Annotated in this window: 23 protein-coding genes and 1 pseudogene; 13 read left to right on the top strand and 11 right to left on the bottom strand. The window is 45.3% G+C overall.

Annotation, left to right across the window (positions count from 1 at the left end; translation table 11 throughout):
* From H569_RS22170 to H569_RS0107245, 4 genes and pseudogenes are all read left to right on the top strand, one after another.
* Positions 1-146 (top strand): annotated as a pseudogene (locus H569_RS22170) (IS256 family transposase); the annotation flags it as partial.
* Positions 127-282 (top strand): hypothetical protein, encoded by a 156-nt coding sequence (locus tag H569_RS22720; RefSeq protein WP_169726456.1) that lies wholly within the window; start codon positions 127-129, stop codon positions 280-282. The pseudogene H569_RS22170 and the gene H569_RS22720, both read left to right, overlap by 20 nt.
* A 501-nt stretch (positions 283-783) precedes the next feature.
* On the top strand, positions 784-2,055 hold the full coding sequence (locus H569_RS0107240; RefSeq protein WP_027364455.1) for a double-cubane-cluster-containing anaerobic reductase: 1,272 nt from the start codon (positions 784-786) through the stop codon (positions 2,053-2,055).
* Between the two features lie 14 nt (positions 2,056-2,069).
* Positions 2,070-2,825 carry an acyl-CoA dehydratase activase gene (locus H569_RS0107245; protein ID WP_027364456.1) on the top strand — a complete coding sequence of 252 codons (756 nt, stop codon included), beginning with the start codon at positions 2,070-2,072 and terminating at the stop codon, positions 2,823-2,825.
* Here H569_RS0107245 and H569_RS0107250 read toward each other — a convergent pair.
* Positions 2,815-3,399 carry a uracil-DNA glycosylase gene (locus tag H569_RS0107250; RefSeq protein WP_027364457.1) on the bottom strand — a complete coding sequence of 195 codons (585 nt, stop codon included), beginning with the start codon at positions 3,397-3,399 and terminating at the stop codon, positions 2,815-2,817. The two genes, H569_RS0107245 and H569_RS0107250, sit on opposite strands and share 11 nt — an antisense overlap.
* 717 nt (positions 3,400-4,116) lie before the next feature.
* Positions 4,117-4,650: a stage V sporulation protein T gene (gene spoVT / locus H569_RS0107255; RefSeq protein ID WP_027364458.1), complete on the bottom strand. Its 534-nt coding sequence runs from the start codon at positions 4,648-4,650 to the stop codon at positions 4,117-4,119.
* 655 nt (positions 4,651-5,305) lie between these two features.
* On the opposite strand from spoVT, the gene H569_RS0107260 reads away from it, so the two are divergent.
* The 3 genes from H569_RS0107260 to H569_RS0107270 are packed head-to-tail and all read left to right on the top strand — an operon-like array spanning position 5,306 to position 8,516.
* Positions 5,306-5,941 carry a succinate dehydrogenase gene (locus H569_RS0107260; RefSeq protein WP_027364459.1) on the top strand — a complete coding sequence of 212 codons (636 nt, stop codon included), beginning with the start codon at positions 5,306-5,308 and terminating at the stop codon, positions 5,939-5,941.
* Complete coding sequence (locus tag H569_RS0107265) at positions 5,938-7,761, top strand: fumarate reductase flavoprotein subunit (protein ID WP_027364460.1); 1,824 nt, start codon at positions 5,938-5,940, stop codon at positions 7,759-7,761. The genes H569_RS0107260 and H569_RS0107265 overlap by 4 nt, the downstream gene beginning before the upstream one ends.
* On the top strand, positions 7,761-8,516 hold the full coding sequence (locus H569_RS0107270) for a fumarate reductase iron-sulfur subunit (RefSeq protein ID WP_027364461.1): 756 nt from the start codon (positions 7,761-7,763) through the stop codon (positions 8,514-8,516). Before H569_RS0107265 ends, H569_RS0107270 begins: the two co-directional genes overlap by 1 nt.
* A gap of 89 nt (positions 8,517-8,605) precedes the next feature.
* Here H569_RS0107270 and H569_RS0107275 read toward each other — a convergent pair whose 3' ends face one another.
* Positions 8,606-9,514 carry an MBL fold metallo-hydrolase gene (locus H569_RS0107275; RefSeq protein ID WP_027364462.1) on the bottom strand — a complete coding sequence of 303 codons (909 nt, stop codon included), beginning with the start codon at positions 9,512-9,514 and terminating at the stop codon, positions 8,606-8,608.
* Between the two features lie 227 nt (positions 9,515-9,741).
* Between H569_RS0107275 and H569_RS0107280 the strand changes: the two genes are divergently transcribed.
* From H569_RS0107280 to rarD, 4 genes are all read left to right on the top strand, one after another.
* Positions 9,742-10,392, top strand: coding sequence for a spore coat protein (locus tag H569_RS0107280; RefSeq protein ID WP_027364463.1), 651 nt, complete (start codon positions 9,742-9,744; stop codon positions 10,390-10,392).
* Positions 10,393-10,857: 465 nt separating this feature from the next.
* Positions 10,858-11,595: an AzlC family ABC transporter permease gene (locus H569_RS0107285; RefSeq protein WP_051273412.1), complete on the top strand. Its 738-nt coding sequence runs from the start codon at positions 10,858-10,860 to the stop codon at positions 11,593-11,595.
* Positions 11,595-11,897 (top strand): AzlD domain-containing protein, encoded by a 303-nt coding sequence (locus H569_RS0107290; RefSeq protein WP_027364465.1) that lies wholly within the window; start codon positions 11,595-11,597, stop codon positions 11,895-11,897. The genes H569_RS0107285 and H569_RS0107290 overlap by 1 nt, the downstream gene beginning before the upstream one ends.
* Before the next feature lie 155 nt (positions 11,898-12,052).
* Positions 12,053-13,006: an EamA family transporter RarD gene (gene rarD / locus H569_RS0107295; RefSeq protein WP_027364466.1), complete on the top strand. Its 954-nt coding sequence runs from the start codon at positions 12,053-12,055 to the stop codon at positions 13,004-13,006.
* On the opposite strand, the gene lexA is transcribed toward rarD, so the two are convergent.
* The 6 genes from lexA to H569_RS0107325 form a co-directional block, all read right to left on the bottom strand.
* The gene (gene lexA / locus H569_RS0107300; protein ID WP_027364467.1) at positions 13,003-13,599 is read right to left on the bottom strand and encodes a transcriptional repressor LexA; all 597 of its coding nucleotides are present in this window, start codon (positions 13,597-13,599) and stop codon (positions 13,003-13,005) included. The genes rarD and lexA overlap by 4 nt on opposite strands.
* A gap of 161 nt (positions 13,600-13,760) precedes the next feature.
* Positions 13,761-15,095, bottom strand: a complete 1,335-nt coding sequence (locus H569_RS19555) for an aminotransferase family protein (protein WP_157833480.1) — start codon at positions 15,093-15,095, stop codon at positions 13,761-13,763.
* A 190-nt stretch (positions 15,096-15,285) separates the two neighbouring features.
* The gene (locus H569_RS0107310; RefSeq protein WP_027364468.1) at positions 15,286-15,477 is read right to left on the bottom strand and encodes a hypothetical protein; all 192 of its coding nucleotides are present in this window, start codon (positions 15,475-15,477) and stop codon (positions 15,286-15,288) included.
* Positions 15,478-15,656: 179 nt separating this feature from the next.
* The gene (locus H569_RS0107315; RefSeq protein WP_027364469.1) at positions 15,657-16,232 is read right to left on the bottom strand and encodes a flavodoxin family protein; all 576 of its coding nucleotides are present in this window, start codon (positions 16,230-16,232) and stop codon (positions 15,657-15,659) included.
* A gap of 15 nt (positions 16,233-16,247) precedes the next feature.
* Positions 16,248-16,664, bottom strand: coding sequence for a secondary thiamine-phosphate synthase enzyme YjbQ (locus H569_RS0107320; protein WP_027364470.1), 417 nt, complete (start codon positions 16,662-16,664; stop codon positions 16,248-16,250).
* A 23-nt stretch (positions 16,665-16,687) separates the two neighbouring features.
* Positions 16,688-17,434, bottom strand: a complete 747-nt coding sequence (locus tag H569_RS0107325; RefSeq protein ID WP_027364471.1) for a hypothetical protein — start codon at positions 17,432-17,434, stop codon at positions 16,688-16,690.
* Between the two features lie 100 nt (positions 17,435-17,534).
* Between H569_RS0107325 and H569_RS0107330 the strand changes: the two genes are divergently transcribed.
* Positions 17,535-17,816, top strand: a complete 282-nt coding sequence (locus tag H569_RS0107330) for a hypothetical protein (RefSeq protein ID WP_027364472.1) — start codon at positions 17,535-17,537, stop codon at positions 17,814-17,816.
* A 137-nt stretch (positions 17,817-17,953) separates the two neighbouring features.
* Positions 17,954-19,414, top strand: coding sequence for an amino acid permease (locus H569_RS19560; RefSeq protein ID WP_034629863.1), 1,461 nt, complete (start codon positions 17,954-17,956; stop codon positions 19,412-19,414).
* A gap of 1 nt (position 19,415) precedes the next feature.
* On the opposite strand, the gene H569_RS22725 is transcribed toward H569_RS19560, so the two are convergent.
* Together H569_RS22725 and H569_RS0107345 are read right to left on the bottom strand one after the other, a co-directional pair.
* Positions 19,416-19,613 carry a hypothetical protein gene (locus H569_RS22725; protein WP_027364473.1) on the bottom strand — a complete coding sequence of 66 codons (198 nt, stop codon included), beginning with the start codon at positions 19,611-19,613 and terminating at the stop codon, positions 19,416-19,418.
* Positions 19,614-19,702: 89 nt separating this feature from the next.
* On the bottom strand, positions 19,703-20,167 hold the full coding sequence (locus tag H569_RS0107345) for a DUF523 domain-containing protein (protein ID WP_027364474.1): 465 nt from the start codon (positions 20,165-20,167) through the stop codon (positions 19,703-19,705).
* Positions 20,168-20,209 lie beyond the last annotated feature (42 nt).

The following is a 20,209-nucleotide window of genomic DNA, read 5'->3' on the forward strand; positions in this document are numbered from 1 at the left end:
TAGTACGCTTAATCGGAGCCCTGCTCATGGAGCTTGACGATAAGTGGGCAACCGGTAGAAAGTATCTGGATATGAGCGAATACCTGCAGTGGCGAAAAGAGCAAAACCTTGCCTGCCATCGAAGTAATGTCGCTTATATCCGATAAAAATAAGGCCAATATATTTACCCTTGAACACCGCTTGTCAACCGTTACCAGCGGAGCCGTGCGCCTGTCAAGGGTCCGCGAAGCGGAGGCGCAAGCCTTTACCCTTGACTGGCGCATGGCGAGCTGGATAATTTAAGTGGCGGTGTTCAGGTTAAAATGCTAGCTGAGGAATTTTACACAACAATTTGGACTTGATCAATCACCTTTTCTTGTCTAATAACTAACACATAAACGTCTGTAAACATTTATCCCCACCTTAAATACATTAACAAAACAGTTTTAAATAAAAGTAAACCGTTTGTTACTTTTGTAAAGGCAATATTTATATTTTGTTAAGTTTAATAGCCTTGGCCAGAAAAATTTTGACCTTATAGTGTTCTTAAGGGTTAGCCGGGTCGGCCTTAATCCCGGGCATCCTATTTGCATTTTTATGAAGATCTGTTTTCTGCTTTGAAAGTTGTATTTTCACATTAACTATTTTTTCAATCTCTGATGGTGCCGCTTTAACGGCATGGGATTCTATTAATTTAATTAGTTTATAATTAACACTTGACTATAAATTTTATTTATTTGAGTGATCAACTTGCTTTATATATAATTAGTAATTAAGATTATTACAGTAAAAGAAGGGATTTTGATGAGTAATCATTATAATGAAATGTGGCGTTCACTGGGACTTAACCTGAAAGCCCACGATCAACTATTACAAGCTTTACCCCCTACTTATCACGATGTTTACCTGACGCAGACGAATAGGCCTCAAAGCATGGAGTATTTTGATTTTGTTGTTAATGAAATCCACGGGCTGCGAATTCAGGAGCTTCAGGAGCATAAGAAAAAAGGCGGCAAAGTAATCGGCGCTTTTTGCGTGTTTGTTCCAGAGGAAATTGTCAGGGCAGCCGGAGGCATCTGCATTGGCCTTTGTTCGGGTCTGGAAATGGGAACCGCCGAAGCTGAACAGGTATTGCCCAGAAGCATTTGCCCTTTAATTAAATCATTTATGGGCTTTAAGCTGGCTAAAGTATGCCCTTATTTTGAATCGTGCGATCTGGTGGTTGGAGAGACAACCTGTGACGGAAAGAAGAAAGCCTTTGAAATATTGAATGATTATGTGCCTGTCCACGTTATGGAAACACCCCAAATGAAAAAAGGCCGGGATAAACAGCTCTGGCTGGAAGAAGTTCAGGATTTTGCCGGCCTGGTCCAAGAAACCACAGGCATTGAAATAACCCGTGAAAGCCTGGCTAAAGCTATTCAGGAAGTTAATGGAAAGCGGCAGGCTCTCAGGCGCCTGTCGAATTTGCGCAAAAATGACCCTGCCCCGATCAGCGGCAAAGATAGCCTGCTGATTGAACAAATAGCTATGTACGACGATGTCGCAAGGTTTACCGCCAAGGTCAACGAGCTTTGTGATGAGCTGGAGCAAAAAATTAGTGCCGGAGAAGGTGCTTTCCCCCCCAAAACCCCCAGGGTAATAGTTACCGGCACGCCCATGGCCATCCCCAACTGGAAAGTGCCTCATATCATTGAAACCAGCGGTGCTGTCATTGTAGCCGAGGAAATGTGCACCGGGATGCGCTATTTTGAAAATGAGGTGGCCGAAGCCGGGAGCTTAGACAGCATGCTGGAAAACATCGCAGCCAGGTATCTGGGAATTAACTGCGCCGTATTTACACCCAATACCGGGCGCTTGGAAAACCTGGAGAATCTGGTCAAGGAATACCATGCCGGCGGAGTTATTCACTGCACCCTGTCGTTTTGCGACCCTTACGCTGTTGAAGCCAACCGGGTGGAAAAAATGATGAAACAAAAGGGAATTCCTTTCTTGAAAATTGAAACAGGGTATGACCAGGAGGACGCAGGCCAGCTAAAAACCAGAGTGGAAGCTTTTATAGAAATGTTAAGGTAAAGGGGTTTTTTGCAGTGTATGCCGGAATTGACATCGGCTCCAGAACCATAGGCATGGTGGCTATGTCAGCGGGTCAGATAAAACAGTTTCGACTCGAAGATACCGGTTTTGAGCCAACCGACACCGCCCAAAAAATCCTTGACGGGACATACAGCCGAATCGTAGCCACCGGTTATGGAAGACACTCAGCCAAAGCGGAATTCGCCGATGATATCATTACTGAAATTAAAGCGCATGCGCTAGGCGCAGCCTGGATTTTTCCCGGAGTTCGAACGGTATTGGACATCGGCGGGCAGGATACCAAGGTTATATCATTGAATGAGCACGGCGCGGTAATTGATTTTCTGATGAACGACAGGTGTTCAGCCGGCACCGGTAAATTTTTGGAAATAATGTCAACAGCTCTGGGTTACAATTCCGTAAGTGAATTTGGCCAGGAAGCTCTAACCGGCGAGGGAACAATTAAAATCAGCAATATGTGCACTGTCTTTGCCGAATCGGAAGCGGTAACCCTGCTGCACAGGGGGGCGCCCAAAAAAGACATCGCCCTGGCACTACATGCCTCAGTGGTTGAGAGGACGGTCGGAATGCTACAAAGAGCCGGTTTTAAAACCCCGCTGGTGTTTACCGGAGGCGTCGCTAAAAACCGGTGTATTAACTCATTGCTGGCAACCAAACTGGGTGTCGATGTGCTGGTCCCGGAAGAACCCCAACTGGTAGGGGCTTTAGGTGCAGCTCTGGCTGCAGCCAAAGATGGTTTTACTGCTTGATGTTTTGCTTTAGCCAGCGACCTAATTTAATAAAATCTTCTTTGATAACATCTTCCAGAGCACGGCGGTAGATAGCAGCTGCCGGGTGATAAAGAGGGAAAACGATAATTTGATTCCATACCAGCGGCTGGCCGTGGTAATTACCGATTCTCACCTTACTTCCGCCAAATTTCCTTAAAGCCACATCGCCCAGGGTTACTATCACCCTGGGTGATAATATTTCCAACTCCTGTTCCAGCCAATGAGCGCAGGCTTTAACTTCACACCCGGTTGGTTTGCGGTTGGCCCGTCCTTCGTTTTTGGTGGGCCGGCACTTAACGGAATTAATAATAAATACATCTTTCCGGCTTAAACCTGCCAGCTCAAGGTATGAATCGAGCTTGCGCCCGGCCTGGCCCACAAAGGGGACTCCCTGCTTTACTTCTTCACCGCCGGGAGCTTCCCCCAGAAAAACAACCCCGGTATCCGGGTTGTACCGGTCTCTGACCAAACCGGCCCCTTTTCTTTCTCCCGGGCACCGGCACTTACAATTGGCAATCTTAACATATAATTCTTGCAAAGCCTTAGACTTCATGTAACCTCCGCAATAATATTATTTCCATCATATTATAACACACCGGTAAAAACACGCGCTTTAATCAGTTTCATCTACGCTTGTTTTAAAAGCGCCGGACAGTAGTTTTTTTCCTGGTAAACTTTTTAGAAAGATCCTTCTCCACCGGAACAAAAAATGTTACATAATTTGAAATCCCCTTTCTAAAAAGAAAGGGGATTTCAGTTCAAGCCCGTAATGACCTACGCTACAACCACTATGAGTATCTGCGTAGCCCCTGACAACCTTTCGGCTGCCAAGAACCATTACGACACCCATAATGATCTTTGCTCGACTATTATGGATACCTTATGAGCCTGCAACAATCTCTCGACTGCTGCAAACCCAGAGCAACTTCAACAGAAACACTGGACCATGTTTAATTGTTAAAATTATCGGAACCCATAATAGTCTTAGCTCAACCGGTAAACATCCCTTACGACCATATTGCAATCGCTTTAGACTGCAATATAGCCTGCCGGAACATTTACCGATCTGCCCGCCGGCTAATACCGAGCCTTGATGACCCGATATTAACCTTTGGCCGACTATTACAGAGCCTTTACGACCCTGTAACAATCTTGGCTCGGCCATTACGAACCTTACGCTAGTATCTTGCCTCTTTTAAGTACATAATATAAGTGGTAATTAATGGTACTAAAAACATAAAAAAGAACGCCCCTGAATGAGGCGTCTAATTTATTCTTCCATCTGCTTTGCTAAAAATGATGCTGCAGTTTCCGCCAACTTTTTTTCCAGGTCTGCCATTTTGGCTTCTTCCGCTGAAGTTATAATAACAGCTCCAATGGCGTCTCCGTTAGCGATAATAGGTGATACCACACTGTTTTTAAATTGCACACGCTCATCTGATCCAAGGCTGTGATCTTCTTCAATAATTTTGGTCTGCCGGTTGTTAATTGTTTCTTCCAGCATGTTACTAATAGGTTTTTTCAGCAAATCCTTTTTAAAACCACCGGAAACAGCAATAATTTCATCACGGTCCGCAATACAGACCACGTGTCCCAGAGCCTCATGCAGAGAATCGGCGTATTCCTTGGCGAATTCACCCAGCTCATTTATTGGAGAGTATTTTTTGAGGATTACTTCTCCTTCTCTATCTACATATATCTCCAGAGGCTCGCCTTCTCTAATGCGCATAGTACGCCTGATTTCCTTGGGTATCACGACGCGCCCTAAATCGTCAATCCTTCTGACAATCCCAGTTGCTTTCATTTTTTTAGTCCTCCTTATAATTGAGAGTTGTTTTAGTAATATCCTAAATTTGACTAAACCATTACAGGAAACCATTTCATATAAATCCATTCGTGCCGCTCTAAATAAGTTAAAGGTTGCAAGTGCTAATGTTTTTAAGGAATTTTCAATAAAGCAATCTAAAGTTTGCCTGAATTTTTATTGTGTCCCAGGTTTTACCTGTTAACTATGCCGTGCTTGAAACAATTATTTTCTAAATTTTATAAACACCTAAAGTTTAGACGCTATATATATTTCCTACACTTTTAAAGTTTTTAAAAATACAATTTCTAAATATTATAAAATTTAATACCGCCAATACCGGGCTAATCCCATAAATTGTCCTCTAATTGCGGAGGCATAAATTTTGCAATGTAAAAGCAGAAATTTTGAAAAATGGATAACAAAGCTCACCGCAAATTTTGTTTCCTTCTTGTACAGGAACTTCTCGTGCTCGCGTCAAATAATAATGCAGTATCTTTTTAAATTTTAGATTTTAGTTTTCTAAAATTTTCTAATAATTTTTAATTTATTAACTGAATTATATAAAGGAGGGATAGCCGGTAAAAACAAGAACTTTCAATTACATTATTGTTAAGCGTTAGAAACTAGAACGATTTAGCGGAAAGGAGAAGGAATGTTGCTACAAAAAACCCTGACTAAAAGCAACAAAACCGACCTGTATCTGGATCTGGCAGAATTGACCAGCGGTCTTCTCCTGGTGGGATTTTTATGGACACACATGCTTTTCGTGGCCACTATACTTATCTCCCAGGACATGTTTAACAGTTTGTCGGAATTTCTGGACAAATACTATCTTTCATACGTTGGTATTCCGTTTATTGTAGTTGTCGCACTTTTCCATTTTGTTATTGCGGGCCGCAGAATACCAACCCGGATGCAGGAACAAAGAATTGTCTGGCAGCACGCCAAAATGCTGCATCATACAGACACCTGGACCTGGGTGTTTCAAACCATAACCGGTATGGCCATTCTGGTGCTGGCAGGCATTCACGTTTGGATGGTCACAACCGGCTGGCCGATTAGGGCCGTCAACAGCGCCCATCGCATGGAATCTTTCTGGTGGTTTTATTTAGTACTTCTGATCGTAGGCGAGTATCACGCCGGTTTCGGCATCTACCGCCAGTTCGTTAAATGGGGCTGGTTCCCACGTAAGCCAATAGGTTATGTAACTAAGGCCATTACTGCTATCATACTCGTTTTAGGTTTGGCCGCCATGTTTGTCTTTGTCCAGTTAGGAGGTGCCCTATGAGCGTATATCAAACCTTTATCACAGATTGTCTGGTCGTAGGCGCCGGCCTGGCCGGGGAAAGAATTGCCGTAGAAGCAGCTTCTCAGGGACAGGACGTAATAATTTTAAGCCTGGTACCCCCGCGCCGCTCTCACAGTACAGCCGCCCAGGGCGGCATGCAGGCGTCTTTAGGCAACTGCGCCATGGGCGAGGGAGACAACCCTGACGTTCACTTCGCAGATACCGTAAAAGGATCTGACTGGGGCTGCGAGCAAGATGTAGCCAGGATGTTCGTAGAAACAGCCCCCGTGGCGGTCCGGGAAATGGCCGTTTGGGGCGTGCCCTGGAGCCGCGTTGTGGCAGGCAAGCGAATCTTGCCCGATGGGCGCGAGATCGAGGAGAAAAAAGAAAAAGAAGGTTTAATCACTGCCCGTGACTTTGGCGGCACTGCCAAATGGCGCACCTGCTATACCGCCGACGGCACCGGCCACACCCTGCAGTACACCATGGACAGCATCGTGATCAAACTGGGCATAACGGTACACGACCGTACCGAAGCAATTTCCCTGATTCACGACGGGGAAAATTGTTTTGGCGTGGTGGCCCGCTGCCTGCGTACCGGCGACCTACGTGTTTATATCGCTAAATCCACAGTAATCTGCACCGGAGGCTACGGCAGGCTTTACAGCGCGTCAACCAACGCGGTAATCAACGAAGGCAACGGTATGTTTGTCGCCCTGAACACAGGCGTTGTTCCCCTGGGCAACATGGAAGCCGTTCAGTTCCACCCGACGGGAATGGTTCCGGTATGGATTTTGATTACTGAGGGTGCCAGGGGTGACGGCGGCTACCTGTTGGATAAAAATAAATACCGGTTTATGCCTGATTACGAGCCCAAGAAAAAAGAACTGGCCTCCCGCGACGTGGTATCACGGCGCATGATCCAGCATATTCGGGCCGGTTACGGTGTGGACAGTCCTTATGGCCCCCACCTGTGGCTGGACATCCGGCACCTCGGGGCCAAACACATCAACACCAACCTGCGGGAAATCGCCAATATCGCCCGTAATTTCGCCGGCGTGGACCCGGTCAAAGATTTAATTCCGGTGCGCCCCACCCAGCACTACAGCATGGGCGGCGTCAGGACCAATTCCGACGGTTATGCCTACGGGCTCAAAGGACTGTTTGCCGCCGGCGAGGCAGCCTGCTGGGACCTGCACGGCTTTAACCGCCTGGGCGGCAACTCCCTGGCCGAAACCATCACCGCCGGCCGGATCATCGGCAAAAAGGTGGCTGAATACACTAAAGACGCCACCATATCATACAATTACCAGCTGGTGGATAACGCGGTCAAAGAGCAGGAAAACAGAATTAAAGCACTTGTTCACGGCTGGAACGGCAAGGAAAACGTATATGAACTGCGCAACGCAATGGAAAAGAATCTGATGGATTACGTCGGTATTTTCCGTAACGGCAAAGACCTGGAAACAGCAGTTTCCAACCTTAGGGAAATTTACCACCGGTCCCTAAAACTCGGCCTGCGCTCCAATGGCGAAGGGGCCAATCCTGAACTGGCCCAGGCGCTTCGACTTCCCGGTATGATCAAGCTGGCGCTTTGCATTTCCTATGGTGCGCTGATGCGCACTGAAAGCCGCGGTAGCCACGCCCGGGAAGATTACCCCAAGCGGGACGACGTTAACTGGCTCAAGCGTACCCTGGCCTATTGGCCGGAAGGTGCCGATTTGCCCGAGCTGAAATACGAACCCGTTAAGATTACCGAGCTGCCGCCGGGTGACCGCGGTTACGGCGAATCCTCGGCTCAATCTAAAGGAGGCAAATAATGGCTGATCGAGAACTTACTTTTGAAGTTTTCCGCTTCAACCCGCAAAAACCGGAAATCCAACCTTATCTGCAGACTTATAAGCTTAATGAAACAACGGGCATGACCATATTCATAGCCTTAAACCGGATCAGGGAAGAGCAGGACCCTTCGCTCATGTTCGATTTCGTCTGCCGGGCAGCCATTTGCGGCTCCTGTGCCATGATCATCAACGGGCGCCCCAGGCTGGCGTGCAAAACTTTAACCAATACTTTGCCCAATAAAATTAAGTTATTCCCGCTGCCGGTATTCAAACTGATCGGCGATCTGTCTGTCGATACCGGCACCTGGTTCAGGCACATGTCGCTGAAAACAGAATCCTGGGTGCATACCAGCAAAACTTTTGACCCCAAGGCCCAGGAAGAGCGCATGGACAACGAAACGGCCAATAAAATATATGAAGCCGAACGGTGCATTGAGTGCGGCTGCTGCATAGCGGGCTGCGCCACTGCCAATATCCGGGATGAATTCCTGGGCGCCGCCGGGATTAACCGGGTGGCCCGGTTCATGCTGGACCCGCGGGACGAGCGGACCCCGGCGGAATACTTTGAGGTCGTGGGTTCGGAAGAAGGCGCCTTCGGCTGCATGGGCCTGATGGCCTGTGACGACAACTGTCCCATGGAACTCCCGCTGCAGATGCAGCTGGCCTTTGTACGTCGCAAGATTGCCGCCATCGGGTTGGGCTACAAACCCAAGAAGGGCATCAAGCTGGCCTGATCACGGGAAAGCGGTAAGGATATTTTTATTAGTAAAGATCAAAAAGAGAGGAAAAACTCCCTGGCGGGACTTTTCCTCTCTTTTTGATTTTACTGATCCGGTACGTCCATTCCCAGTACGTTCAGATGCTTTCGCACTGCTATCTTATCCCACATGGCAATCCAGGGATCAACCTGGTACTTGGCTGCGTAAACAAAGCCGTGACCTGAAATTTCTTCCGGCCTGATCCCTTCTCTCAGCATTGACTCCAAACGTTCCTGTCGTTGATTTATTATGTCCAGGTATTGCTCCAATCTTTCCTTGAATTCCTTCCGGGACAATAACCCTTCCTGGTGTCCGGTCAAAAACCACCGGGCGTCTAATTGAGCGACCCGGCGGGCTGAAGCAACGAACTCTTCTATATCACCGTCGCTGCCAAAATACCAGGGGCCAAAGCCGGTGAGATCAATATCACCGGTATAAACCAGACCCTCGTCAGGGAAATAAGGACAACAAAAACCGCGGGTATGACCGGGCGAATGGATCATGATAACACGCACTCTGCCGATCTGCCATTCCCGGTCATACTGGTATGACTGCGCTTCACGTCTTGTAGACAACCACCACTCGTGACGATAACAGGGTGAATAACCGGTTAGTCTGGTTTTTGGATCAGATACTTTTTTAATCCAATCCTCAACTCCACTATCTCCAAAAATCTCGGCTATGCCAAGCCATTTGGCTACATTTCTTATTTCTGAAAAAAAACCTGCCTCAACTGGGTTCATCAGCACCCGGGCATTAGGGAAAAGATAATTTCCATTGATGTGATCAAAATGGTAATGTGTATTAATGATTATATCAATTATGTATTTATCTTCTACTACTGCAAATGCTTCCGGCCCGGCCCCCGGGTCTATTACCGCCACCGTGTCCCCACCGTCAACGAGCAGGGTAGTGCAGCTTGGAAACCTGCTGGCGTTAGGACCATTAATTATTTTAATGCTTTTAAAGTCCAAATTTTCTCCCCCACAGTTATAAGATTAGCTCAAGTTTATCTCATTATTTCTGATATTTCTATTAAAATTTTCAAGAACGCGCGCTCAAGGCAGACAGGGTCAGAGCCATGATGAAGCAGTCGGGCGCAATTGAAATTATCCAGGATTAAATAATGTTTATTTGAATAATTTCCGGTAAATTTTTGAATAATAGACCAGTGTAAAAACTCTTTTCAAGGAGGAATTTGATGAAAACCGGAACCAGAGAGGCAATGGTACTTAGCGAAGTACTGAGAACCAACGCATGCATGGTAGACCACTACAACCTTTATTTGAACACCTGCCAAGACCAGCAGCTTCGCTCGATCCTGGAAAGGCAGCAAAGACATACCCTGGACAGCTTCCAGAGAATGGTTCAGATGATGCAGTCACACGGAATGGATACCAGTAGAATCCCTATACCCACCGCACTGACCATGGGCACCGGCAGCCAGAGCACTCAATTCAGCACAGGTGCCCAGATGACAGCGCAGCCCTATGGCACGGGACAATATGCCTCAGGCTCAATGTACACTACCGGAACTACCGGTATGGCTGCCTCAATGAATCCTCAAATGGCCGGTCAAACCGGAATGCAGACCTCTGCAATTAACGATAAGATGATTGCCGAGGGAGCACTTCTATTCCATAAGTGCAGTGCGGACACCAACACCAGGGCTGCCCTGGAAAGCTCTGAGCCGCACCTGCGGAATGCTCTCACCAACATGGCCAGAAATTGCATCGAGATGTCGTATGAAGTATATAATTATATGACCCAAAGGGGCTGGTATCAGCTGCCTGAAACGCCTCAGAATTTCATTTCCCATTCAGCAACACAACAGCACTCCCCCCCGCAATAAAGGGGACAACGCTGTTTGCTTGAGTTGGCGTAAATTTGGAAAAGCTTTCTTTATTGACTTTTTGGTTTAGGTAGTTTGTGTCCGGATAGGGATTATGGGGGCATTTAGCTCCCATAATCCGCTAATTTTGCTCCCCTAAAATATTATGTATATACTGACAGTATCACTGCTAGAACCAGTTAAAAATAAAAAATCCAGCTTTTGGATACGGCTAGGGGCGTTTATTATTTAATGCTTACCGTTTAATAGATTAAGCCATCAAAGCTGCAAATGTTACAGTTCACCTACTCGGCATAATGCACAGTATCTTTGTAAAATGCAGAATCACATGGTTTACAACCGAATTGTTTTTATTATAGTAACAGTGTTAGAATAAAATTAGATTACAATTACCTCCGGCTCGATTTAATTTTTAATTTAATTAACTTTCTAATAATGTATAATATAATATCGGAGGTATAAACAATGAAAGCATTAATCAGGGAAGCAGTAACAGCAAAGGAAGATCAAACGGCTTTTTCCGCCGGAATAAAAGCTGGCATACCAATTGCCGTGGGCTATCTGCCTATTGCAATAGCTTTTGGCCTGCTGGCGCAATCGGCCGGTGTACCAAATTATATAACCGCTTTAATGTCGCTCTTGATTTTTGCCGGGGCAAGCCAGTTTGTGGGGGTCAACCTGCTGGCTTTGGGCGCCACCACCTGGGAGATAGTTCTAACCACCTTCATTTTAAATTTGCGGCATTTCTTGATGACAGCCTCCCTCTCACGCCGGATTAAAGCAGATACATCAAAACAGTGGATGGCGCTATTAGCTTTTGGCGTTACAGATGAAACTTTTACCATGGCGTCGTTGCGCAAGGAGCAGCAGCTTGACCCCGGGTTCATTTTCGGATTGAATTTATTAGCTTTTAGCGCCTGGAATGTTGGGACTTGGGTGGGGGTTTTTCTAGGCGCAGGTCTGCCGGAAATGGTGCAATCAAGCATGGGCATTGCCCTGTATGCGATGTTTATCGGGCTGCTTGTTCCTTCCGTCAGAGAATCAAAAACGGTTCTTTTTATTTCTTTATTGGCAGTAGCGGTAAACTCATTGCTGCACTGGCTTCCTGTTTTTGAAGGCCTTTCTGCCGGCTGGGCCATAATAATTACAACTGTGGCTGCCTCGGCCGCCGGTGCACTTTTCTGTAAGGACGGTGAAGTTTAATGGACAACCTGCTGCTTTTGGTAATAGGGATGGGTGCGGTTACTTATGTTCCCAGAATGCTGCCCATGGTTTTACTACAAAATATTCAACTTCCATCCTTCTGGAAACGCTTTTTAAGTTACATACCTTATTCAGCCATTGTCGCGCTTATATTCCCGGGCATATTATCTTCAACCTCAAGCACGGGCTCTGCCGTAACGGGTGGAATTATTGCAGTAATCCTCGCTTACCTGAAAGTAAATCTTATATTAGTGGTCTTTGGAGGAATTTTAGGGGCACTTACGTGGCAGCTACTTTTTTGACGCAGCGCAAGCCCTCGCGCCTTAACACACATGCAGGTAATCAGCGCAAATAATAGAATATCAACATTATAAACTTATACCGGTACTTAATTAACTGGTTGGATCACGAGTTGCACCTTACAAAAAATAGCCCAAAACACGAATGGAGACTTTAAATGAAAACTGACCAAACAAATCTTCAGGCTACGGGAATCGCTTCAGCCGCAGGAGCATATATACTGTGGGGGATTTTACCCGTTTATTGGAAACTGATCCAGCAGGTGCCGTCTGAACAAATTCTTGCGCATAGATTTATATGGTCTTTTGTATTTTTACTGGCAGTTATACTCGTTACCAGGAAGACAGGCACTTGCTTAAGCGAGGTATCCGAAATTGTTAAAGAACCCAGGAAATTAATCTGCGTTATGCTGGCATCAGTATTAATTAGTATCAACTGGTTTACTTTTATTTGGGCTGTTAATCATAACCATATACTTGAAACCAGTCTTGGCTATTACATTAATCCACTGGTTAGCGTTATGCTGGGAATTATTGTGTTAAAAGAAAAGTTATCTTTTTGGGAAGCAGTTTCCTTTCTTCTTGCAATTATAGGCGTTTTAAACATGACTTTTCATTATGGAGTATTTCCCTGGGTTGCATTAACTTTGGCATTTAGCTTTGGTTTATACGGCTTGTTTAAGAAAATGGTTGACATCGGCGCCATTACCGGAATCACCCTGGAAACCTTATTTATTACGCCCATAGCATTAACATTTGTATTTTATGTTCATATAAACGGAACCGGGGCATTTAGCATCAATACGCCGATGGTTACAGCTTTATTAATGGGTGCCGGTGTTGTAACAGCAGTTCCACTAGTTTTATTTGCAAACGGAGCTAAACGGCTTCCTTTATCCATCGTCGGTTTTTTGCAATATATTGCCCCTACGTTAACATTATTTCTGGGTATATTTCTTTACCACGAACCTTTTACATCCAGCCGGTTAACATCATTTATTTTTATCTGGGCGGCGCTAACTATTTTTTCATTATCTAAAACAAGTTGGTTCAATCAAATGGAGCCTGTATTTTTTAAAAAGAAGGGTTCATTTGATTCATATAATAATTAATATTTCCTGACGAGACCGACCACTTTGCCTAAGATTTCAACCTCACGAGCTGTAATCGGTGCATATAAGCTATTTTCCGGCTGCAGCAGGATATGGTCTTTTTCCTGAAAAAACCGTTTAACCGTAGCTTCACCCTCGATCATAGCCACAGCAATTTCACCGTTTTCAACTTTAGGCTGTTTCCTCACCACAACCAGGTCACCATCCAAAATTCCGGCTTCAATCATGCTATCGCCTTTAATCCTGAGTATAAAAAGATCCCCTCCGCCCGTAAAATCCGCGGGAAGCGGAAACATGTCTTCATAGTTTTCTTCGGCCAGCAGGGGAAGGCCGGCCGCTACCTGACCAAGCACCGGCACTGAAACAACATCTTTTGTATACTCATCTTCCACTATAACCAGAGCCCTGGGCTTTGTCGGGTCTAGTTTTATTGCCCCCTTTTTGTCCAGCCTGTGCAAGTAACCGTGTACCGTTGAACTTGACTTAAAACCTACTGCTTTACCAATTTCCCTAACGGTTGGGGGATATCCGTTTTCCTTGACATGCTGTTTAATAAAATTTAAAATATCTATTTCCTGCTGGGTTAGATCCATAAACCTGCCTGCCTTTCTATGTTTTAATTAATTATAACACTAAATTAAATCAAATAAAACACCTGTTCGATAAATTTCCTTAATTACTCGGCAGTCTGTCTTGCATGGGAAAACAAAATTACCCGCCAAGAAAGACGGGCAATAATTAAAAATTTTCTGCTTTACAAATTCATGGATTTTTCCTCTTCAGTTATACATTGATCAATAACTTTAACAGCAAAATCAATTTCCTCTTTCTTAATAGTCAATGGGGGGGCAAATTCCAGAGCCATACCCATCATCTTGATAATGACGCCCTTTTGCTTGGCCCGGGCAACCATGTTTAACAAATTAGCCACAGGGTAAGGGGCCCGGGTTTTTTTATTTGTAGTAAAGTCAATGGCCAACCACAAGCCTGTGCCCCGCACCTCCCCGACCGATGGATGATACTCCAAAGATTTTAGCGCTTCCAAAAAATATTTTCCCATTTCAGCACTATTATCAACAAGTTTCTCCTTAATAATAATTTCTATATTTTCCAAGCCGACCGCACATGGTACCGGATGGTTGCCATACGTATGCAGGTGGTTGAAAATATCAATTGGTTCCAACACCTTATCTGTGCAACCTACGGCGCCAAGAGGAATATACCCGCTGGTTATCCCTTTGGCCATGGTCACCAGATCCGGTTGAATGTTAAAATGCTCAGTGGCAAACATCTTTCCGGTCCGGCCAAAACCACAAATAACCTCATCCATAATTAACAAAATACCAAACTTGTCACAAATCTCCCGAATAATCTGCCAGTATTCCTTGGGTGGTTTACAGGCTCCGAAACCCTGTTGAATAGGTTCACCTATGAAAACAGAAATATACTCCGGGCCCTCAAATTCGATTATACGGGCCAGGTCTCCGGCGCAGGCAATTTCGCACTCAGGGTATTTCAGGTTATATGGGCAGCGGTAGCAATAGGGTGATTCGATGAAAACTGAACCGGGCGCCAAAGGTTCCATTATCTGTCTCATAGGCATTACCGTTCCCAGAGCCCGGATACCGATTCCGTTAACACCGTGGTAAGCCCCCCGTCGCGATATGATCTTGAACCGCGCCTTGTCCCCCCGGTAATAATGATAATGCCTGGCTAGTTTCATAGCAGTTTCCACTGCTTCCGAGCCGTCACATTCAAAGGTAAACTTATTGATTTCCCCTGGCGCAATTTGGGCTAACTTTTCAGACAGTTTGATGGCCGGGAGAGTAGCATATTGCATTGGAGTAAAATAAGCCAGTTGGCACATTTGATCATAAGCTACCTTTGCCAGTTCCTCTCTGCCATAACCAACATGAACCGGCCTGGTCACACCGGAATCCATGTCCAGGTATTGTTTGCCGTCCTGATCATAAACCCAAACACCTTCACCCTTAACTATGACCGTAATGCCTTCTTGGATTTCTTTTTTACTGGTCCGGTGCAAAATTAAATTGGTGGTAGCAGTTAGTTTTTCCCCTCTTTGATACATAATACGGCGCTCCTTTTCTTTAGACATTAGCTATGAACCATTTAGGTTCTTCTATATCCCAATAATACAAGTATTGCAGTTTGAAGTATAGTTGGTAATTATAAATATACAAACACTTATGGATGTAAAAAAAACAAAGGCCGTTCCTGTGCAGTTGTTGGAGATTACGGCCTTGACTTTTATTAAACATTTATTGTCCCAACTGGGCTTTGATCTTTTTTATTTTCTCCTCGATTTCCTGAATTTCTGCGTCAAACCTGTGTCTGGCATGTCCCGGAACGTGAATATTGGTTTTCTCCAGCATAAAGTGTTTTTCCTGTTTTACGTCTTCAAGCTCCTCTTCCAGGCTTTCCAATTCCTGTTCCAATTGCCGCCTGTCCATAATGCCCCCCTGTTTAACTTCTTCTTCAAAATCTATTAAATTTAATAGTAAATATGTTAATTAAATTATACCGGTTGAGCACGCACCCGTCCAGTCGCCCGCCTGAACCAAAAATTTTTAGAAAAGCCCAATCTAAAAAGAAGGATAAAAGAAAAGAGGTAATTTCACAATTTAAAACTTTATTCGTGCAATTTCTTCAATAACCAGGCCATGTTCTGGCCGAGAACTTTAAATGTCTGGATCCCTTCTTCATCCTTTAATATTTCACCGGGGTTGCGACCTAAACCCATATTCCAGTAACATGAACCAGGTATAATCATTTGAGAAATTCCAAAAAAGAAGTTGATGGCTGAATAAGCAAAAGTCGCCCCGGCTCTTCGAACCGCGATTACCCCTGCGCCCACTTTTTTCTGCAGCATATCGTCGTTGGCTTTTGCCACCATGCCGCAGCGGTCAATTAAAGCCTTTACCTCAGTTGAAACATTGCTAAAATATACAGGTGAGCCAATTATGACACCGTCAGCCTCAACAATTTTGTCAATAAATGTGTTCATTTCGTCATCCCGTCGCGCACAGCGCTTATTCTTATTTTCATAACACTTGAAACAGGCCATACAGCCATAAACTTTGCGCCCACCCAATTGAACCAGTTCGGTTTCCATACCTTCTCTGTTGAGTTCTTCCAGTACCGTTATCAATCCATTATATGTATTGCCTTTTGCCCTCGGGCTTCCGTTAAAAGCCACTACCTTCATCAACGCATCCCCCTTTTATTCACCAATAATTTTAACCAGCACTCTTTTTTTGCGTTTCCCATCAAACTCGCCGTAAAATATTTGCTCCCAAGGCCCAAGGTCTAATTTGCCGCCGGTTACAGCAACAACCACTTCCCTGCCCATGATGGTGCGCTTTAAATGGGCATCTGCATTGTCCTCATAACCATTGTGCCTGTACCTTGAGTAAGGCTTTTCGGGAGCCAGTCCTTCCAGCCATTCCTCAAAATCATGATGAAGTCCTGATTCATCATCATTAATGAAAACACTGGCTGTAATGTGCATGGCGTTGCAAAGAAGCAAACCTTCCTGAATACCGCTTTCTGCAAGACACTTTTCCACCTGTGAGGTTATGTTAATTAATTCCCTCCTCTGTTTCACTTCAAACCAAAGTTCTTTTCTAAAACTTTTCATTTTACGCCTCCCTCAAATTATATTTAAAATGCATCATTACTTCCATCTGAACCGGTCAATTTTTTAAGTTGGCCCGTAATAGTTTCAAGGCAGAAGACAGCGGCGCCGGCTCCTATCTTTAAATAACGGATATAGTCACTTAACTCCAGAGCCAATTGGGATAATTCCGGCCGGTCATCCTCCAAAAGCAGCGCTAATGCCCGCGGATCACCGGATAGCATAATTAAAATATTTTCAGCCAGATCAGGATCCTCAAGTGCTCCGGGTATTTCCCAAATACGGTGGTCGCCGCCCGGGCCATTAAGACAACGAATACACGCACCAGCCGCAGCTGATACAGCTTCGTCAATGATTGCCTCCATCATGGCGGCGCTTACATTGGTTCCAAAACCTGATTTTATTGACATAACTACTCGCGCCTTTTTACCTTCAGCCTGTCTTTTTAGCCGGATCAAATTTTTAATTAGCCACGCCAGATCGTCAAATTCACCGGTTTCAGGAAGCCACCTGGCCAGGTCGCTGTGTAGCAGGGAAATTACCGCACCATATTCCTCCATTTCTACCAGCACTTTAATCAAGCCGTCCCGGTCCGCACAACTTGCCAGGCATACAGTTTGCTTTTTTAACGGTAAAGCAGAAAGCGCAAGGAGTATTGCCGACCGCACTGCAATGTCTCCCGGCGCCTCAACAAGTCCTGCGGCCTGACTGGCCAGCCAGGGTTGTTTAAGGTAATCTTTTATACTCAAATCTAAAAATTTCTCAAATTCCATTATTGAAACCTCTTTATGCAAACTTTTTTAAAAAATAATATAAAATAAAGCAGGATGTCAATTGTTTGATAAACAATATACAGCAGCGAGGTGATCGTTAATGAAATTGCTGGCATCTTTAGCGGCAGGGGTAGTAATATTATTTTGTCTTATTTGCCTGAGCGCGCGCGAAAAGGAAGAGTACAAGGTATTAAAGCTAATGGGATATTTCTTAATTAGTACACTGGGCTTTAAAACATCCAATTTCGTGGTGCCCACCGGCGTGATATTTGCCGGCTTAATTATGTATCGGGACCGAGCCAACAGGTTATCAAAAATCTTAGTCTCCGGGCTGGGCTTGTCCATTGTTGTTTTAAATCTGTTTTATACCGTGATTAAATAAACAAACATCATCCATACCAACCCCTCCCCTACCATGAAAAAATTGTCGTTCGATGACGTGGATCCTGCAGTCTAATAAGAATTGATTCACATAAAACATCTAAGTTATGGGAAAAAATATTCGGGAGGGATAAAAATATGGACATATGGCGCAAGAAATCTGTTGAAAAATTGCTGGCCGAAAGGAAGGAAAACAAACGCGGGTTTGTACCTACACTGGGAGTTGCCGATTTAACAGCACTGGGTGTAGGTGCCGTTATTGGTACCGGAATTTTCGTTCTTACAGGGGTGGCAGCAGCCAAATACGCGGGACCCGGCGTTGTTTTTTCATTTATTCTTTCAGGCATTGCCGCTGGTTTAGCTGCCATGGTTTACGCCGAATTGGCAGCGGCAATCCCGTCTGCCGGAAGCGCTTATACATTTTCATACGTTTCGCTGGGTGAAATAATCGCCTGGTTGGTGGGCTGGAATTTAATCCTGGAATACCTTGTAGCTGCAGGGGCAGTTTCCATCGGGTGGAGTTCCTACGTAAAAGATCTTTTGCAATCTCTGGGTCTCACTTTGCCGGCAACTTATACAACTTCACCATTTGAAGGTGGAGTAATTAACTTGCCTGCAGTTCTTATCGTACTACTGATTACCGGCCTGATCATAACAGGAACTCAGCACAGCGCCACAGCCAACAAGATTATTGTAGCCGCCAAGCTTGCCGCCATTGCACTTTTTATCGTACTGGGCGTTCAGCATATTAACCCTGCCAATTGGAGACCTTTACTCCCCTATGGAATTTCAGGCGTGTTTCACGGTGCAGCAATAGTTTTTTTCGCGTACATCGGGTTTGACGCCGTGGCTACGGCTTCAGAGGAAGTAAAAAACCCCCAAAAAGATTTACCCCGTAGTATAATCTTGACCCTGATTATTTCAACAACTTTGTACGTAATCGTTGCCGGCATACTTACCGCAATGGTAAAGTATACCACTTTAAATACGGCATCGCCGGTGACAACGGCTTTGCTCAGAGCAGGGATACCCTGGGCTTCTGCCGTTGTGTCCGTTGGCGCGCTTGCCGGTCTGACAAGCGTGCTATTGGTATCTATGTACGGCCAAAGCAGGATATTTTTTGCCATGGCCCGGGATAATTTATTACCCCCGGTATTTGACTGGCTGCATCCCAGATTGCGAACACCGGTATGGGACAGCTTAATTATCGGCCTGTTAGTTGCCGCTATCGGAGCGTTTTTACCTATCGGCCTGGTTGCAGAATTGGCTAATATTGGGACCCTAACCGCCTTTATCGCCGTATCCTTTGGAGTTATTATTTTGCGCAGAACCAAACCGGACCTGCGCCGCCCGTTTCGCCTGCCGTTAATGCCCGTAATCCCGGTTTTGACCATAATATCGGCCGCCTATCTGGTCATTAATCTTCCACCGCTCACATGGGTCAGGTTTGCTGTTTGGGCAGGGGTGGGGTTGCTGGTATATGCTATTTACGGCTATAAAAAAAGCAATCTGGCCCGGGGAACAGAAACGAAGTTACCAACAACCGCCATTCCGGAAGCCGCACGCAAGCCTTTACCCCCTGAAGATGGAGAAGATTAAACTAAAAAACAGCTCGTAGAATACCGCTCAAGAAATAAAGTGCCGCCAGGGCAAGAAAGCCGTAACTCGCCATGCGCTGGCAGGCAGGTTCTTCACTTTCGAGCCAATACATAACCTTGTCTATAAAAGGCTCTTTAAACGTCATAACAACAGTCTTTCGCTCACATGTTCTGTGAACTGCAGCTAAATTTCCCTGCAAAAGCAATCACCACCAAACAATTAATTACCGAAATGAACAATTGTTTGGTTTATTATATAATTGCACCGGTTTAGTGTCAATACCAGCCACTAATCTAAACATATATTCCCCATGTAGTTTTCTTCCGAAAAAACGCTTATGCCATTTCTGATTAACAGCGCTGCAGTACAGCCACAGCCGGGAGTTTTCTTTCCGCTAAAACTGCCATCGTAAATCACATTACTCCCGCACGACGGGCTGCGTTCTTTTAAAATAGCCGTCTTAACATCATTGACCAGTGCCTTATGCAAAACTCTCCCGGCCCCACGTATAAACTCTTCTGTTTTGTCGCTGCCTGAACTGGTCAATACCCTGGCTTTACCATCCAGCACATCATAGCCACAACCGCCCACAATTTCATTAGGCTCCCGCGGGGTAGGCAACCCGCCCAGCACCTCAGGGCAAACCGGCAGAGCTTTCCCGTCATCTACCAATTTGCGCAATTCCGGGAAATCAAAACCATCCCCGGTATACCTGCATTTTTCACCTGCCAAACATGCGCTAATAATAATCACTTGATCCACTCCATTTCAAACTTATGTCTTCCCATTTGAGGG

It is taken from the genome of Desulfotruncus alcoholivorax DSM 16058 (assembly GCF_000430885.1).
GTDB classification, from domain to species: domain Bacteria; phylum Bacillota; class Desulfotomaculia; order Desulfotomaculales; family Desulfallaceae; genus Desulfotruncus; species Desulfotruncus alcoholivorax.